Source organism: Mycobacterium dioxanotrophicus, assembly GCF_002157835.1.
In the GTDB taxonomy this organism is placed as follows: domain Bacteria; phylum Actinomycetota; class Actinomycetes; order Mycobacteriales; family Mycobacteriaceae; genus Mycobacterium; species Mycobacterium dioxanotrophicus.
Genome location: NZ_CP020809.1, coordinates 5421169 through 5437605, shown reverse-complemented (window position 1 = coordinate 5437605; position 16437 = coordinate 5421169). Strand labels below are relative to the sequence as shown.

At 66.9% G+C, this 16437-nt stretch carries 15 protein-coding genes and 1 pseudogene; 11 read left to right on the top strand and 5 right to left on the bottom strand.

Features of this window, described 5'->3' with window-relative positions:
- Positions 1 to 31 precede the first annotated feature (31 nt).
- Both BTO20_RS26480 and BTO20_RS26475 read left to right on the top strand, forming a co-directional pair.
- Positions 32 to 586 (top strand): ferritin-like domain-containing protein, encoded by a 555-nt coding sequence (locus BTO20_RS26480; RefSeq protein WP_198344072.1) that lies wholly within the window; start codon positions 32 to 34, stop codon positions 584 to 586.
- 30 nt (positions 587 to 616) lie between these two features.
- Positions 617 to 1132, top strand: coding sequence for a DUF6328 family protein (locus BTO20_RS26475; RefSeq protein WP_087078972.1), 516 nt, complete (start codon positions 617 to 619; stop codon positions 1130 to 1132).
- A 7-nt stretch (positions 1133 to 1139) separates the two neighbouring features.
- Here the strand turns inward: BTO20_RS26475 and BTO20_RS26470 are convergent, their stop codons facing one another.
- Complete coding sequence (locus BTO20_RS26470) at positions 1140 to 1703, bottom strand: nucleotidyltransferase (RefSeq protein WP_087078971.1); 564 nt, start codon at positions 1701 to 1703, stop codon at positions 1140 to 1142.
- 88 nt (positions 1704 to 1791) lie between these two features.
- On the opposite strand from BTO20_RS26470, the gene BTO20_RS26465 reads away from it, so the two are divergent.
- The 5 genes and pseudogenes from BTO20_RS26465 (at position 1792) to BTO20_RS26445 (ending at position 10594) form a co-directional block, all read left to right on the top strand.
- Complete coding sequence (locus BTO20_RS26465; protein WP_087082715.1) at positions 1792 to 2556, top strand: endonuclease/exonuclease/phosphatase family protein; 765 nt, start codon at positions 1792 to 1794, stop codon at positions 2554 to 2556.
- Positions 2557 to 2630: 74 nt separating this feature from the next.
- Entirely contained in the window at positions 2631 to 3380 is a 750-nt protein-coding gene (locus BTO20_RS26460) for an HAD family hydrolase (RefSeq protein ID WP_087078970.1), read from the top strand.
- Positions 3377 to 5736, top strand: a pseudogene (locus BTO20_RS26455) (glycoside hydrolase family 65 protein). The gene BTO20_RS26460 and the pseudogene BTO20_RS26455 overlap by 4 nt, the downstream one beginning before the upstream one ends.
- 315 nt (positions 5737 to 6051) lie before the next feature.
- Positions 6052 to 10323: an HAD-IC family P-type ATPase gene (locus BTO20_RS26450; protein ID WP_232490858.1), complete on the top strand. Its 4272-nt coding sequence runs from the start codon at positions 6052 to 6054 to the stop codon at positions 10321 to 10323.
- Position 10324: 1 nt separating this feature from the next.
- A complete protein-coding gene (locus BTO20_RS26445; protein ID WP_087078968.1) occupies positions 10325 to 10594 on the top strand; it encodes a hypothetical protein in 270 nt (89 codons plus the stop codon).
- 9 nt (positions 10595 to 10603) lie between these two features.
- Here the strand turns inward: BTO20_RS26445 and BTO20_RS26440 are convergent, their stop codons facing one another.
- Positions 10604 to 10927, bottom strand: coding sequence for a hypothetical protein (locus BTO20_RS26440; protein ID WP_087082713.1), 324 nt, complete (start codon positions 10925 to 10927; stop codon positions 10604 to 10606).
- Positions 10928 to 11023: 96 nt separating this feature from the next.
- Here BTO20_RS26440 and BTO20_RS26435 point away from each other — a divergent pair, with 96 nt between their 5' ends.
- Positions 11024 to 12175, top strand: a complete 1152-nt coding sequence (locus BTO20_RS26435; protein WP_087082711.1) for an AI-2E family transporter — start codon at positions 11024 to 11026, stop codon at positions 12173 to 12175.
- Positions 12172 to 12825, top strand: coding sequence for a UdgX family uracil-DNA binding protein (locus tag BTO20_RS26430; RefSeq protein ID WP_087078967.1), 654 nt, complete (start codon positions 12172 to 12174; stop codon positions 12823 to 12825). The genes BTO20_RS26435 and BTO20_RS26430 overlap by 4 nt, the downstream gene beginning before the upstream one ends.
- Before the next feature lie 42 nt (positions 12826 to 12867).
- Here BTO20_RS26430 and BTO20_RS26425 read toward each other — a convergent pair whose 3' ends face one another.
- On the bottom strand, positions 12868 to 13359 hold the full coding sequence (locus BTO20_RS26425) for a flavin reductase family protein (RefSeq protein ID WP_332460232.1): 492 nt from the start codon (positions 13357 to 13359) through the stop codon (positions 12868 to 12870).
- Positions 13360 to 13441: 82 nt separating this feature from the next.
- Entirely contained in the window at positions 13442 to 13711 is a 270-nt protein-coding gene (locus tag BTO20_RS26420) for a hypothetical protein (protein ID WP_087078966.1), read from the bottom strand.
- Between the two features lie 267 nt (positions 13712 to 13978).
- Between BTO20_RS26420 and BTO20_RS39515 the strand changes: the two genes are divergently transcribed.
- Entirely contained in the window at positions 13979 to 14410 is a 432-nt protein-coding gene (locus BTO20_RS39515) for a DUF302 domain-containing protein (RefSeq protein ID WP_157680329.1), read from the top strand.
- A 180-nt stretch (positions 14411 to 14590) separates the two neighbouring features.
- On the opposite strand, the gene BTO20_RS26410 is transcribed toward BTO20_RS39515, so the two are convergent.
- A complete protein-coding gene (locus tag BTO20_RS26410; protein WP_087078964.1) occupies positions 14591 to 15565 on the bottom strand; it encodes an AraC family transcriptional regulator in 975 nt (324 codons plus the stop codon).
- A gap of 465 nt (positions 15566 to 16030) precedes the next feature.
- Between BTO20_RS26410 and BTO20_RS26405 the strand changes: the two genes are divergently transcribed.
- Complete coding sequence (locus BTO20_RS26405) at positions 16031 to 16432, top strand: heme-binding protein (protein ID WP_087082707.1); 402 nt, start codon at positions 16031 to 16033, stop codon at positions 16430 to 16432.
- The last annotated feature ends 5 nt before the right edge of the window (positions 16433 to 16437 follow it).

Below are 16437 nucleotides of genomic sequence, written 5' to 3'. Positions count from 1 at the left end.
GACCAAAGCGCCCGTACAGAAAGGAAATCCGGTGCCGACCAAAACCAGCAGGACGGACAACCAGTTCGAGATCGACGTGACCGCCATCCGTGACGACGCCCGTAAACACATGGACGCCGGAGCGGTCACCAGTGGGAACACCATCGACGTCAAGCGGCTGATCGACGTGCTCAACGAGGTCGTCGCCACGGAGGTGGTGTGCTACCTGCGCTACACCCAGCATGCGATCGCCGCGACCGGGATCGATCGGGCCCAGGTGGCCGCGGAGTTCACCGAACATGCCGCCGAGGAGCTGCAGCACGGAAAGTGGGCCGCCGAGCGGGTCAGCCAGCTCGGCGGTGAACCCGACTTTGACCCGACCACCCTGGCCCAACGCAGCCACACCGAATATGTGACGGTCGAAGATGCCGACCTCAACCGGATGCTGCAGGAGAATCTGGTCGCGGAGCGGATCGTCATCACCAGCTATCAGGAGATCATCCGGTGGATCGGAGATGCCGACCCCACCACCCGACGCCTGATGGAGAAAATTCTGGAACAAGAAGAGGAGCACGCCGACGACCTCAACGATCTGCTGGGCAACTAGCGGACAACAGCGGCGGCGCACGGTGAGATCATGGACGTCGATCACCCGGAGGAGGACCAGCGGTGGGACACCCGGCAACGAAACGAGACGGAAACCGAACGCCTGGACCGTAATTGGGCCAGTCTGCTGCAGGAACTGAGAGTTACCCAGACCGGTGTGCAGCTGTTGACGGGATTCTTGCTGACCCTGCCTTTCCAGCAGCGATTCGGAGTGCTCGACGAGCGGATGCGGATTGTCTATCTGGCAACGGTGGGCGCGTCGGTCGCGGCCACGGTGCTGTTGATCGCGCCGGTCGGTATGCACCGGTTGTTGTTCCGCCGGCACCGGCTGGCAGTTCTCGTGGCCGCGGCGCACCGGTGCGCGTATACAGGACTGATTCTGCTCGGGGTGGCGCTCGTGGGTGTCACGGTGATCGTCTTCGATTCGGTGGCCGGTACCGCGGTCGCCTTGATCGCCGGTGCCGTCGCGTTGATGTTGTTCGCGTTGTTCTGGCTGGCGCTACCGCTTTTCATGAGAACAGGCGAAGTGCAACCGCCGACGCCGTGACTGCCGCTCACACGGTCAGGCCGAGTCGTTCGGTCAGCACAAGAAACGCGACGGCGTAGTCGTTGTCCGCGGTCTCCTTGCGAATGCGATCCCAGTCCAACACCTCTCGCGTGGCCCGCACAGCCGGCAGCAGCGATGTGAAATCGCATCGGTGTTCCTCGAGGGCCCGCAGTTTCTGAATCATGACGGTGGTCGGTGGCAGGACCGGCATGCGGACCGCGAGCACATCGCGGTACTCGGCGGCCTGCAGAATCGCCGGCTCGACGGCCACTCCGTTGACGTGGTGCAGTACATCGACCACCACATCGCCGACGCGGGCTTTGAACAACCAATCCTCGGGCGGCTGTTCGATGACGAATCCCGCGGCGGCCAGCGTGAGCGCCGCGGACTGCGCGTCGGCTTGGGCGACCATCAGATCGACATCGTGGTCCGGTTCCGGGGCCCCGTAGACCCACAGCGCGTAGCTGCCCGCCAGTGCGAAAGACGGGCCGTGGTCCCGCAGCGCGGCCGCCGACGTCTTCATCGCCGTCCGCAGCCGCTCGCGCCGGGCGATGTGGTCGATCGCATCCATGCAGGCTTGATACCCAAGACATCGGCACCGCAATCGGAATTCAGTCGTGGGTCGTGAAGCACGGGCCCACAACGGGTACGCCGAGATCATGCGACTGGCTACCTTCAACATCCTGCACGGCCGCACCGTCGATGACGGTGTGCATATGGACCGACTGCGGTCGTGTGTGACCACCTTGGAGCCCGATGTGCTGGCGCTGCAGGAGGTGGACCGGGACCAGGAGCGGTCGGGACGGGCCGATCTCACGGCGGTGGCGGCCGAGGCGATGGGAGCCGCCGAACACCGGTTCGTGGCCGCGATCTCCGGCACACCCGGAGCGACGTGGATGGCCGCCACCGGACGGGAACAGCCCGGTACCGCGGCGTATGGCATCGCGCTGTTGTCCCGGTACCCGGTGAGCAGCTGGCAGGTACTGCGGCTGCCGCGTATCCCGGTGCGGTTCCCGATGTACCTGCCGGGACCCAGGCGCGTGCTCATGGTCCATGAAGAGCCGCGCACGGCCGTCGTCGCCCGGATCGAGACTCCGCTCGGTGCGATCACCGTCGCGTCGACCCATCTGTCCTTCGTCCCCGGGTGGAACCGGCTGCAGTTACGCCGGCTGGTCCACGATCTGGCGGGTTTCCCAGGCCCGCGGATCCTCGCCGGTGACCTCAACCTGCTGGCCCCCGCCGCGCATCGCTGGTCCGGCATGAGGCCATTGGCTCACGGGGCCACGTTCCCTGCACCGGAGCCGACGCGCCAGCTCGACCACATCCTCACCGACGATCGACGACTGTATGCCCGCACCTCCGATGCTCCGCAGATGCCGATTTCGGATCATCGCGCGCTGGTGGCAGATATTGCCCGCACGTGAGGTCGGTCCGGTTCGCACGTCGCCTGGCGGACGTGGCGCGTTGAGGAAGCCGGCAAACGGGGTAACCGGCAGGTATGGCTGCCGAACACAAGCCGCGACACCTCGGACTGCCTGAACGCGTGCGCGCCTGCCTGTTCGACCTGGACGGTGTGCTCACCGAGACGGCGAGCATCCACGAGCGGGCGTGGAAATCGATGTTCGACGAATATCTGCGCCGACATGGCGACGGTCTCGCGTTCAGCGAACACGATTACCTCCGGTACGTCGATGGGCGTACCCGCGAAGACGGCGTACGCGACTTTTTGGCCAGCCGGGGCATCGAACTGCCCGAAGGCGATGCGGACGACAGCGCCGACGCCGACACCGTGCACGGTTTGGCCGCGCGGAAGAACGCGCTGTTCCGGCAGTTCCTGCATCGCGACGGCGTCACCGCTTTCGAGGGCTCCCGGCGTTATCTCCAGGCGGTGCGGGAGGCCGGGCTAGAGATCGCGGTCGTCTCGTCGAGCATGAACACCCGCGAGGTACTCGACATCACCGGTATCAGCACGTACGTGGCCTGCCGGGTCGATGGCATCACGGTGGGCGAGCAGCATCTGCTGGGCAAGCCGGCACCGGATTCATATCTGTATGCGGCCCGGCAACTCGGTGTGACGCCGGCGCAGGCCGCGGTGTTCGAGGACGCGGTGGCCGGTGTACAGGCGGGCCGGGCCGGAAACTTCGGTTGCGTGGTCGGGGTGGACCGGACCGGGTCCGCAGCTGAATTGCGCAGCAACGGTGCCGATGTCGTCGTGCGTGATCTGGCCGAGTTGCTGGTGGCGCAATGATCACCGACACTGCTTTTCCGGTCGAGCCCTGGCAGCTGTGCGAGACCCAACTCCAGTTGAATCTCATCGCGCAGACCGAATCGGTGTTCGCCCTGTCCAACGGGCACATCGGGTTTCGCGGAAATCTCGACGAAGGGGAGCCGCACGGGCTTCCCGGCACCTACCTGAATTCGTTCTTCGAACTGCGCCCGCTGCCGTATGCCGAAGCCGGCTACGGCTATCCGGAAGAAGGCCAGTCACTGATCAACGTGACCAACGGAAAGGTGCTGCGGCTGCTGGTCGACGACGAACCGTTCGACGTCCGCTACGGCGAACTGCTCGAACACCAACGAACCTTGGATTTCCGGGCGGGTACGTTGACACGACGGGCGCGCTGGTGTTCGCCGGCAGGCAAGCAGGTACTCATGCAGTGGACCAGGCTCGTGTCCCTGCAGCATCGCAGCGTTGCCGCGATCGAGTTCTGCATCGAACCGGTCGATGAATTTGCGCGTATCACAGTGCAATCCGAACTCGTTGCCAATGAGGACCAGCCGATCACATACCGGATCCGCGGGCCGCGGCGGTGCTCAGCCATCCCCTGAAGTCGATCACCCACGAAGGCCGCGGCCAGCAGGCGCTGTTGATGCACCGCACCCGCTCAAGCGAATTGACCATGGCTGCGGCCATGGATCATGTCATCGAGGTTCCCGGCAGGGTCGACGTGTCCACCGAGACCACCGCAGACCTGGCTCGCACCACCGTGATCTGTGGGCTGCGGGCGGGTCAACGGCTGCGCATCGTCAAATTCCTCGCCTACGGCTGGTCCAGGCTGCGCTCGCGCCCGGCCCTGCACGATCAGGTCGCGGGCGCCATCGCCGGCGCTCGTTATTCTGGATGGCAAGGGCTGCTCGACTCGCAGCGGGCGTACCTCGACGACTTCTGGGACAGCGCCGACGTGGAAATCGAAGGCAATCCACGCTGCCAGCAAGCCGTGCGTTTCGGGCTCTTTCACGTGTTGCAGGCCGGGGCCCGCGCAGAGCGCCGGGCGATACCCTCAAAAGGATTGACGGGCCCGGGGTATGACGGTCATGCCTTCTGGGACACCGAAGGTTTCGTGCTGCCGGTGCTGACCTACACCTGGCCGCAGGCCGCCGCCGACGCGCTGCGGTGGCGGGCTTCGACCCTGAATCTCGCCCGCGAGCGCGCCCGGGAGCTGGACCTGGCCGGGGCCACCTTCCCCTGGCGGACCATCGGCGGTGAGGAATGCTCGGCATACTGGCCGGCCGGGACCGCCGCGTGGCATGTGAACGCCGACATCGCAATGGCTTTCGAGCGCTACCGGGTCGTCACCGGTGACGGATCACTCGAATCCGAATGCGGTCTGCCCGTTCTGGTCGAAACGGCTCGGCTCTGGTACTCCCTCGGACACTACGACCGCCACGGGGAATGGCACATCGACGGCGTCACCGGTCCCGACGAGTACACAGCGGTCGTGCGCGACAACGTCTTCACCAATCTGATGGCCGCAGAGAACTTGCGTATCGCCGCGGCCGCCTGCGAGCGCCATCCCGATCTGGCCGCGGCTGCGGAAGTCACGGCCGACGAGATGGCGAGGTGGCGGGAGGCCGCCGACACCGTCCATGTGCCCTACGACAAGGAGCTGGAGGTGCATCAACAGTGTGAGGGGTTCACCCGGCTGCGCGAATGGCAGTTCACCGACGACACCACCTATCCGCTGTTGCTCAGCCAGCCGTATGTGCGGCTTTATCCGTCACAGGTGATCAAGCAGGCCGACCTGGTGCTGGCCATGCACTGGCTGGGACACTGCTTCACCGACGAGGAGAAGGCCCGCAACGTCGACTACTACGAGTCGCGCACCACGCGGGACTCGTCGTTGTCAGCGTGTACGCAGGCCGTGCTCTGCGCCGAAGTCGGCCATCTTGAGCTCGCCCATGATTACGCGGCCGAAGCCGCTCTGATGGACCTGCGCGACCTGGAGCACAACACGCGCGACGGACTGCACATGGCGTCGCTCGCCGGTGCCTGGACCGCATTTCTCGCGGGGTTCGGCGGGCTACGCGACGGGGAGGGCATCCTCACGCTGGACCCGCAGCTACCCGAGGACATCACGCGTTTGCGGTTTCGCCTGCGGTGGCGGGGCTGTCGGGTCACCGTCGACATCACCCGGGACACCGCGACGTACACCTTGCGCGACGAGACCCACGGGCGGTTGCGACTACGCCATGCCAACCGTGACCTCGAACTGACCACGGAATCACCGATTTCCGTCCCGCTGCGGCGGCGCACCCCGCTACTGGCGCGGCCACGCCAGCCACCGGGACGCGAACCCGGCCGGTGGGACAGCCAGCCGGAGTGAACCTGCGTCTCCACGCACACAGCACATCCCCAGATTGAGCTGCGGCCAGACGGGCAACTCTGTGTGAATCCGTGACGACCATCGGTGGAACTTGAGATGTGGAGCTGACATGAACGTCCTGAACACCGCCGCAGACGTTGTGACGCGCACCGCTGAGGCAGCCGGGGCGGTCACGGAAACTGCCGCGTGGCCGCCGGCCAGGCGTAGATCCCGCACCGCGGCCACGGCACGGAAAGCCAAGGCGCCCGCCGGAAAGTAAGGCCACCCGTGCATCTTCCGCGAACATTGCAGGGCGCGGCGCTCCTCCCATTCCGCATGGCGAACGCCGGCATCTGCACGGCGATGTCGCTGACCGTGGCCAGTGCAGCACTGCTCGAGCGGCCGGTCCGCGCCGGCGACGGGATGCTGCGGTCCGTGGCCGGTGCCGTGTCAGAAGTAGTCGGCGCCAGCGCCTCCCGCCGATGCCGGCAAGCCGGCGATCGGTGCTGGATCGAGGTGCGCGGGCTCGGCGAGACCGAGCCCGGAGGTGATCTCGGCACCGCGGTGATACGGCTGCTCGAGCGCAGGCCCGGGGTCTTGGCGGTGAAACTGAACTACCCGCTGTCCCGGGCCATCGTGCGGGTGGACCCGGATTCAGCTGTGCTGAGCGAACTCTGCGCAGCGGTGGCCACAGCTGAGCGCCAGGCGGGATCACCAGGAGCGCACCGGACGCCGACCGATCTGCCCGGCGACGGCGCAACCTACGCGGGTGCGCTCGCGGTGGCGGCCGTGAACGCGTGTGGGCTCGCAGTGGCGGTGACCGGTCGGCTACTTCCGTTGCCCCGGGTGCCCAGCGCACTCAACGCGGTGGTCAACGTGGTCGATTATCAGCCCCGCCTGCGCCGCGCGCTCGAAGACCGGTTCGGCGCCACCGCCGCAGACACCGGACTGGGGCTGGTCACTGCCTTGAGTTACGCCCTCACCCAGGCGCCCGGGTCGCTCGCGGTCGATTTCCTGGTAAAGGCGCTGAGAGCGGCTGAAATTCGGGCCGCCGCACAGGCTTGGTCGCGACGTGAACCGCTGATGGCCGAGCGCGTCGAATGCGTCGACGGCGTGCGGCCCGCGCCCCGGCCGTGCCCACGGCCCCCGGGTCCGGTCGAACGGTACAGCGACCGGGCGGCAGCCGCCCAAGTGTGCGGAGGCCTCGCGGCCGGAGTGATCGCCACAGACGTGGGCGCCATGGCCACCGCGGCGGTCATCGCCGCGCCCAAAGCGGCCCGCAACTGTCGCGAGTCGTTCGCCGCTACGCTCGGCCGCGGGCTCACCGACCGAGGTGTGCTGACGCTGCGGCCCGCCGCGCTGCGCAGCCTCGACCGCATCGACGCCGTCGTGCTCGACCCGCGCGCCCTCGAAGGGGACGAACTGCGGGTAGGTCGCATCCGCGATGTCGAAGAGGACGACCGGCGACCGGTATGGCGTTGGGCGCAGGAAGCATTGGGCCGCGGTGCACTCCAGCCCGGATGGCAGCGGGTCCGCGACGGCGCGGCACCGGGTGAGGTACTGGTGCGCCCGGCCCACCATCCGCTGGCCGGCGCGCTCATCGGCGAACTGCAGGGCGACGAGACGCTTGCGGTCTCCCTCGATGTCGAGCGCCTCGACGAACTGCGCGCCGGGTTCGACGACCTGGCCGACTGTGTGTCGTCCCTCGACGAAGCGTTGGCAGCCGCGGTGGCCGCGCTGCAGCGCAACGGACATACGGTGGCGGTGGTGTCAGCCGTCGCAGCCCAGGCTCTCGCCGACGCCGATGTGGCCATCGGCATCGCCAACGGGGATACCGGCGTATGGCATGCCGATCTGTTGTGCGACGACCTGGCCGGCGTCTGGCATGTACTGCATGCCCTGCCCGCCGCGCGCCGGGCCAGTCATCGTGGCGTCGAGCTGGCCGTCGGAGGATCGCTGCTCGGTGCGTTGTTGATGATCCCCGGTGTCCGCGGCCGCGGACCCGGGCCGGTCACCGCGGGTGCGGGTGCCGGAGCGTGGACCGGTCTGACGCTGGCGCGCAACGCACTGAAATGCGAAACCCCCTCTGCGGCAACGGTCCATGAGTGGCACGCGATGACACCGCAGCAGGTCCGTTCGCTGCTGCCGGCTCCGCCCGATCCGCTTCGAAGGCCGCGCGCGCGGATGAGCGGCAGCGCAGTGGCGATGCTGCGCGGCACCCGCTCGGTTGCGGGCCCGTTGGTACGCGCGGTCACCGACTTCACCGAGGCGGTCCGCGACGAGTTGTCCGACCCGCTGACCCCCGTGCTCGCCGTAGGGGCCGCGGCCAGTGCGGTCCTCGGATCCCCGGTCGATGCGGTCCTGGTGGGGTCGGTGCTGGGCGGCAATGCGGTGCTGGCCGCCGCCCAGCGCGTTCGTGCCGAACGGCTCCTCAGAAGGCTGATCACGGGGCAAGATCCGGTGGCGCGCAGGATGTCTGCCGACGGACAGGTACACAACGTCGGCAGCGCCGAGCTCCGTCCGGGCGACGTGATCGTGGTCGCAGCGGGCGAAGTGGTGCCTGCCGATGCCCGGCTCACCGAGGCTGTCGATGTCGAGGTCGACGAGTCCGCGTTGACCGGTGAATCGCTGCCCGTGGTCAAACACGTCCATGAGACACCGGCCGCCCCGCTGGCCGAACGGGCCTGCATGCTGCATGCGACCACGACCGTGGTCGCGGGATACGCAGTCGCCATCGTCACCGCGGTGGGCGCCGACACCCAGGCACACCGTGCGGTCCACGGCATTCGCACGCGAGCGCCCGACGTCGGATTGCAGAGCCAGCTGCGCACTTTGACGAACAAGGCCTGGCCGTTCAGTCTCTTCGGCGGTGCGTTGGTCAGCGGGCTCGGGTTGCTGCGGCGCACCGGTCTGCGCGAGGCCGTGAGCAGCGGGGTGGCGGTCGGCGTGGCGGCGGTGCCCGAAGGCCTGCCACTGGTGGCGACCCTGGCGCAGCAGGCTTCGGCGCGGCGGCTCACTCGTTGCGGTGTGCTGGTCCGCGCACCACGCTCCGTGGAAGCCCTCGGTCGCGTCGATGTCGTCTGCTTCGACAAGACCGGCACGCTGAGCGAAAACCGGTTGCGCGTCGTACAGGTCCACCGGGCAACCGGGGTCTCCACTGAACACGTTCTCGCGCAAGCAGGTTCGGCCACACCGCCGCCGAACGGCGACCGCCACGAACACGCGACCGACCTTGCAGTCGCCGAAGCGGCGCGCGGCACGGGGATGGCCGAAATGGACACCGACGCAATACATCTGCCGTTTCGTTCGGGTCGGCCGTTCTCGGCGTCCATCAGCGGAATGCGGCTGTGCGTGAAGGGCGCCCCCGAGGTGGTGCTCGCCGGGTGCGACGGCAAAACAACGGCCGACGTGTGGCAGCAGGTCCAGGCCATGGCGGCCGACGGTTTGCGCGTCATCGCGGTCGCGCATCGGGAACTCTCGCAGCGTCAGGCGGCGGCAGCCCGCGGGGACTCCGAGCTGTTCGCGGCGTTGTGCGTCGAGAATCTGTGCTACAGCGGGCTGCTCGGGTTGTCCGACACCCCGCGGCCGGATGCCGAGCAGGTCCTGGCGAGCCTCACCGATCGTGGTATCGGGATCCGGTTGATCACCGGCGACCATCCGGTGACCGCCGCAGCGATTGCCACCCGGCTGGGGTTGTCCGTATCCGTCGACGATGTGATCAGTGGCTCGCAGTGGGAGTCGATGCCGCGCCGACTGCGGGAGCGGGCGGTGTGCGAGGGAGTTGTCTTCGCCCGCATGTCTCCCGAGCACAAGATGCAAGTGGTGGAGATGCTGGAGAAGTCCGGCCTGGTGTGCGCCATGGTCGGCGACGGCGCCAACGATGCCGCCGCGATCAGAACCGCGACGGTCGGCATCGGAGTCGCCTCGCGGGGCAGCGATCCCGCCCGTACCGCAGCCGATGTGATGCTGCTCGACGGCCGCATCTGCTCACTGTTGGATGCGCTGGACGAAGGGCGTCAGCTGTGGGACCGGGTCCAGGCCGCAGTGTCGATCCTGTTGGGCGGCAACGCCGGTGAGGTGGCGTTCGCGGTGGCGGGGACCGCGCTCACCGGGCGGGCGCCGCTGAACACCAGGCAACTGCTCCTGGTGAACATGCTGACCGACGCGTTGCCGGCAGCGGCTCTGGCGGTGGCTCCGCCCGATGCCGGGTCGCAGTCTGGGGCTGGCGGACCAGATCAGGCCGCGTTGTGGCGCACAGTCGGGATACGTGGTGCGACCACGGCCAGTGCCGCGACCGCGGCGTGGATGGTGGGCCTGATGACCGGGCGCCGCAGCCGGGCATCGACGATCGCGCTGATCGCGTTGGTCGCAGCGCAACTGGGTCAGACGCTGATCGACTCACGCAGTGCGTTGGTGATCGGCACAGCGGCGGGTTCCCTGCTGGCGCTCGGCGTCGTCATCAGCACGCCCGGATTGAGCCATCTGCTGGGCAACACACCGCTGGGTCCACTGGGTTGGGCACAAGCTCTGAGCTGTGCGGCCGTCGCGACCGGTATTGCCGCGCTCGCGACGCGGTTTATGCGCGCTCACGGCACGAGAGGGGAATGAGATGGAGCAGAAGTCGTCCACGAAGCATCACCTGACCGTCAACGAGCGGGTGCGTGACGTCGACAGCGTGGAGATCGGCCTGCCCGTAGTGGGCAAAGTGCGCATCCGGCAACCCGAGCGGCTGGTCTACTACGGCGCCGTCGCCGTCCTGGCCGCCGCCGAGATCATCGAGTGGCCGGTGGCGCTGGTGCTCGGCGTGGGGCATGCGCTGGCCGACAATCACCACAGCAAGGTCGCGCAAGAACTCGGGTCAGCCCTCGAAGAAGCGTGACGGGCAGCGTCATTCGACGACGTCGTAGAACGAATCGCCGTCCTCCGGCGTGCCGTCGATCTGTCCCTTGGTGCGCGCCTGCTCGTTGCGCGTGAGCGCGTCCGGCTCCGATTCGGATCCGCGCAGCGGCGTTTCGGCATCCGGATCGGTCCCCACGTCGTCGGGCGACACCTCAGGGGCTTCCTCGGAGAGCCGATCGTCCAGCGACTCGTTTTCCTTCGGTTCGATCCATTGTTCGGGTGGATCCACCGTCTGGTCCCCGTCGTCGTTGCGCACCTCGTCGGAGTCGAGGCTTTCCTGCTGGTCGAGCATGTTGTCGTCTTCTCGTGCCATCACCGAAGATTGCCCGTCGCCGTGGTCGGCCAAACCGGACGCCCCGGCTTGTGGGTTACCGGTTTCGAGTGGTCCGGTCACGGCAACCCCACGGGCATGCCGTTGTCGGGGCCTCGTGGAGATGACGCGGCGGTGACACCGGTTGTGCGGCGGACCGCGGCGTGGGCGTGGCGTCTGCTCGTGATCGCGGCGGCCGCGGTGGTGTTGCTCGAGGTGTTGCGTCGCCTCGGCGTGGTGGTGGTGCCGGTGGCGCTGGCGCTGCTCGTCACGGCGCTGCTGCTGCCCGTGGTGGATCTACTCGACCGGTTCGGCGCACCACGCGGAGTGGCGGTCGCATTGGTGATGGTGGCCGGGCTGGCCGTGGTGAGCGGAATACTGGCGTTCGTCATCACCCAATTCATCGACGGCGTCCCCGGTTTGGTCGAGCAGGTCACCCACAGCATCGATTCGACACGCGACTGGCTGATCAATGGACCGGCTCACCTCAGCCCCGACCAGATCAACCATGCCGGCGACACGGCGATCCAGTCTTTGCGCAACCACCAGGAACAACTCACCACCGGGGCGTTGTCCACCGCGGGCACGTTGTCGGAGATCCTCACCGGCGCGTTGCTGGGGCTTTTCACCGTGATCTTCTTCCTCCTCGACGGCCGGAACATCTGGCGATTCGTCACGCTGATCGTGCCGTTGAACGTGCGCGACGGGATTCGCAAGGCCGGCAACGCCGGATTCCACTCATTGATCGGCTACATCCGTGCGACGTCCCTCGTCGCGCTCGTCGACGCCGCGGGCATCGGGACCGCGCTGGCCATCATGGGCATACCGCTTGCGTTGCCGCTGGCATCGGTGGTGTTCCTCGGTGCGTTCATCCCATTGATCGGGGCATTGGTGTCCGGATTTCTGGCGATCGTGGTGGCACTGCTGGCCAAAGGGCTGCTGTACGCACTCATCACGCTCGGGGTCATCGTGGCCGTCATGCAGATCGAGGCGCACGTTCTGCAGCCCCTCGTGATGGGTCGCGCGGTCTCCATCCATCCGCTGGCCGTAGTCCTCGGTATCACCGCGGGCGGGGTTTTGGCCGGGGTGGTGGGGGCGCTGGTGGCGGTGCCGACCATTGCGTTCGTCAACAGCGCCGTACGGGTGCTGATGAACCAGAGGCCTGCGGCGCAGGGCAGTGCCGTCGACGGCGACACGTCCGACCATGCGGTGACCAAGCTCGGACGTTCAGTTGGAGGAGCCAGATCATGACGGCCAGACATGTCGAAGGCGCAGCCGCGTACGTTCCCGAGACCGTGGACCTCGGTCGCCTCGCCGGCGCAGTGCAGGGCTGTCGGGGGTGCGATCTGTTCCAGGGCACGACGCAGGCCGTGTTCGGCGCCGGGCCCGCGGCCGCCACCATGATGCTGGTCGGCGAGCAGCCCGGTGATCACGAGGACCGCGACGGTAAGCCTTTCGTCGGACCGGCCGGTCGAGTTCTCGACGACGCTCTGCTGGCCGCCGAGATCACCAGGGAGCAGGTCTATCTGACCAACGCCGTCAAACATTTCAAGTTCACCCGGGCGGCCGGTCAGAAGCGCCGCATCCACAAGACGCCGAGCCGCACCGAGGTCGTCGCCTGCCGGCCATGGTTGTTCGCCGAACTCGGCGCCGTACAGCCCGACGTACTGGTGCTGCTCGGTGCCACGGCGGCAAAAGCGTTGATGGGAAACGACTTCCGTCTTTCTGCGCACCGCGGCGAGGTGTTGCGGCCACCGGATCCGGGCGTGCCTGACAACGATCTGCAGGTGGTGGTGAGCATCCACCCGTCCGCGGTACTGCGCACGCCGCGAGAGGGACGTGACGCGGCCTATGACGGGCTGGTGGCCGACCTGCGGTTGGCCGCGTCGCTGCTCGTATGACTGCCCTGCTCACGTGGCGGCCGATGTCACGCGGCGGGAATTTCACGCGTCATGCCCGGGATCGAGATCCGCGACGTCGGTCAGGGTGACCAGTTGACCGAGCGCGGCCGGTGCCTGTCCCGCCACCGGCTCCAGCAGATGGCCGACATGATCACCGGTGTCGACGCGGGTGAGTATCTTGCCGACGAACCATGCCGCCGCATCATCGAGGATCGGCATGTTCTGCGTCCCGACGTGCCAGCTGCAGCGAGCGAACTTGTCACACGTGTCTCCGGTCTGGCCGCCGAACAACCGAGCCAGCTCCGCGTGTTGACGGCTCACTACATGCACCGCCAAATGATCCGCATCGCGAGCGATGCGGTAGGTGTAGTTGCGCTTGGACAGCCCGACCAGAAACCGCGGTGGCTGGATGCTGCATTGACTCGCAAAGCCGACGAGGCAGCCCGCGCGGCGACCCTGGACCGCGGTGGTGACGACGAACATGGGGTAATCCAGCTGGCCGACCAGCCGCTCAAAAGCATCCGATCCCGACACGACACTGCCTCTCTGCACGCCTTGAAAGTCAACGTGCGGATACCCGCATTCCGCGAACGTCTGACAACCCCGGGACTGAGCGCTACCCGCGATGCATCTTTGCGCGCACTTCGATCGAGGCCTGCCGTGCACCGGCGGCGCGCTCACGGGCCGCGCGGGCTTTCGAACGGGTTTGCCGGGCGACGGCGATCGCATCGGCAAGGGCGGGTGTCGGCAGCGTGTCCGTCGCGGCTTGCCGGTGAGCGCGTTCTCGGTACGCCTTCTGTCGGCATGAGCCGGTGCAGTAGCGCGCGTCGGCCCGACCGTAGAACGACGCGCCGCATTGCCAACAGTGCTTGCGTGTGGCCGCCATGGCGCCATGTTACGGATATCCGTAACGGGGAAAACAAGATCATTGAAAGGCGAAGGGCGGCAGCGGAAATCAAACGACCGATCCACAGCTCTGGTCAACAGACAGTTGCGCCGGGCGACGGTATCGTCGTGGCATCGCTGTCCGTCAGAACGGACGGCCGCGAATAGGGCGCCGGAGATACGTGGCCCCGCCTGCGACCGCGAACGTCCGCTCGCGATGTGGCAGGTCAATGTGCAGCCAGGGGTCGGGCGAGAAACGGGGTTTGCGATGACTGTCGCCGTCGCGACCGTCCTGTGTACTTCATTCAGCGACGCCCTGGAACGCACCCGCGAATCCTTGGCGCAGAACGGCTTCCGTGTCACCAACGAAGTGGACGTGACAGAGACGATAAGGCAGAAGCATGCCGTCGGCATGGAGCGTTACCTGATTCTCGACGCGTGCCACCCGCAGTTCGTGACCCGACAAGACGGTGAGGGTGATCCGTCCGGCGAGTTGCGGCTGGTGTGCAACGTCGTAGTCCGGGTTGATCCGGCCACCGCGGGCAACGTCATCGTCGAGGTGATGAATCCGTGTGTCGTGTCGGGCGGCGGCGACGGCATCGCCCACAGTGACATTGCCGGTCAGGTCGGCGTCGCCTTGCGGGCCGTGATCGACGGGCTCGCGGCACGGGATGAGGGCGTGACGAATCTTCCCGGCTGAGAGGTGTCCTCGGCTGGTTTGACGCGGTCTGCCTGCGGGTACGTGAAGCCTCCATGTGGTTGAGCAGATCTGTGACGACAGCACTGGATTTTCTGCGAGCTGACAACCCGTTCCCGCACGGACACATCGCGGCGGTCGTGCTGCTGCGCCACACCGGAGGACAGGCGCCGACCGGCACCGTCAGGAAGAGTGGCCAGTAATCTCGGTGGGGCGAGGCAAGGGATTGAGCAGTTCCTGCGGCGAGCACCCATAGTGTTCCCGGTGATACGCGGCGAATCGGCCGGCGTGCGCGAAGCCCCACCGGCGGGCGACTTCGCCGACCATTGTCGTCTCATCGGCCGCAAGCAGGTCGAGATGAGCGTTGTGCAGCCGGACACGGCGCAGATACTCCATCGGCGTGCTGTCGCGGTGGCGGCGGAACAGGTACTGCAGGGCCCTGGGTGTCACGTAGACAGCGGCAGCGATATCGGCAAGTGAAATATCGGTGTGGGCGTTGTCATCGATGAATGCGATGGCCCGCCGCAACAGGACCGGGGTGCTGTCGCGACGATCCTGTGCAGTCGGTTGCAGGGTCGAGTCATTGGGCAGAGTGGCCAGCAGTACGGCGGCTACATGCTGTTCCAACATCCCGGCCAGCAGAGGGTTGCCGTGCAGCTGTGGATTGGTGGCGCAACGACGCAGGTAACCGATGAGGTTGGCCAGCTGCTGGTTGGCCGCGGCCGAGACGGGGGCGGCGCCGGTGATGTGCACGGCATCATGTGCGCCCGTGATATCGGTCAAGGTGCTCGGGTCGACCACGAGCACGTGATAGCGGCCGCGCAGGACCCGTCCCTCGAACGAGGGTGCGTCACGCGGTCCGAACGCGGTGACGTCGCCCGGGCCGGAGCGGGTGCCGCGCGAATGGGGCGCGCGTTGCTCGACGCCGCCACTGACCACATGGCACACCAGAATCTGGGCAGGCGGGTCCATCTCGTAACCAAAGGCGCAACCGTAATCGGCGGTGTCGATGCCGAGCGACCCGATGACAGAGCGTTCGAGGCGCATCGGGACGGGAGCGCCGCGGTGCGGCGTCCGAATCCGAATCTTTGAAAAGATCGTGCTCAACGTGGCCTCGGCAGCACCGACATCGTCGGTGTCGAGCAGAACGGCGGACATCGCACTCACCCCTGGACAGCACAAAACGACCAACGGCATCGCTCTGAGCCGACCTAGCTTGTCCAGGCTATCCGAACATCACGACAAGCCTGGTCACGGTGGTCTTGCGAGGCCACCGAACGAATATCGACATCCGAAAAACGAACGGCCTCCGTGCCGCCCCTGATAAGTAGACCTGCTGCGCGGGCGGCGCCGGTGGGCGCCCAAGGTCACGATTCATTAAGAAGAACGCTGAATTTCTGTGGTCCGATTCAATTTTCTGGCGAATTTCGCGGGAAATGCGGTCAATGTCACGGCGGTTGGGCGTAACGGCACGGTGGTGTTCGCTCAGTGCGAACTGGCTACCGGGCGTCGAAGCCGCGGGTACGGCAAACCGCGTACCACCGAAGCGCTTTCGGTCCGCGCTACCGTGGATTTCGGGGTTGGGGAAATCCATGACAATTCGCAGTCAAAGAAAGAATGATCATGAAAATTAGCAGCAGAACTGCGCGCCGGGGTGTTGCCGGTATTGGCGTGGGATTTCTGTTCGGCGGGGTATGTGCGGCCACCATCGCCACGCCCGTCGCCTCCGCCGCGCCCGACCAGTGCAGCGCACAAGCGCTGTCGGGCACGGTCAGCTCTGTGACCGGTGCGGCGCACCAGTACCTCGCCGCGCATCCCGGTGCCAACAACGCGGTGACGGCTGCCTACGGCAAGCCGCGTGATCAGGCCGCGGCCGACCTGCGCGGGTACTTCACCGCCAACCCTGGGGAGTACTACGACCTGCGCAACATCCTGGCGCCGATCGGCGACGCGCAGCGGCAGTGCAACGTCACGGTGCTCCCTGCCGACCTGGCCTCGGCCTACGAACAGTTCATGGCCGGCTGAGTGGT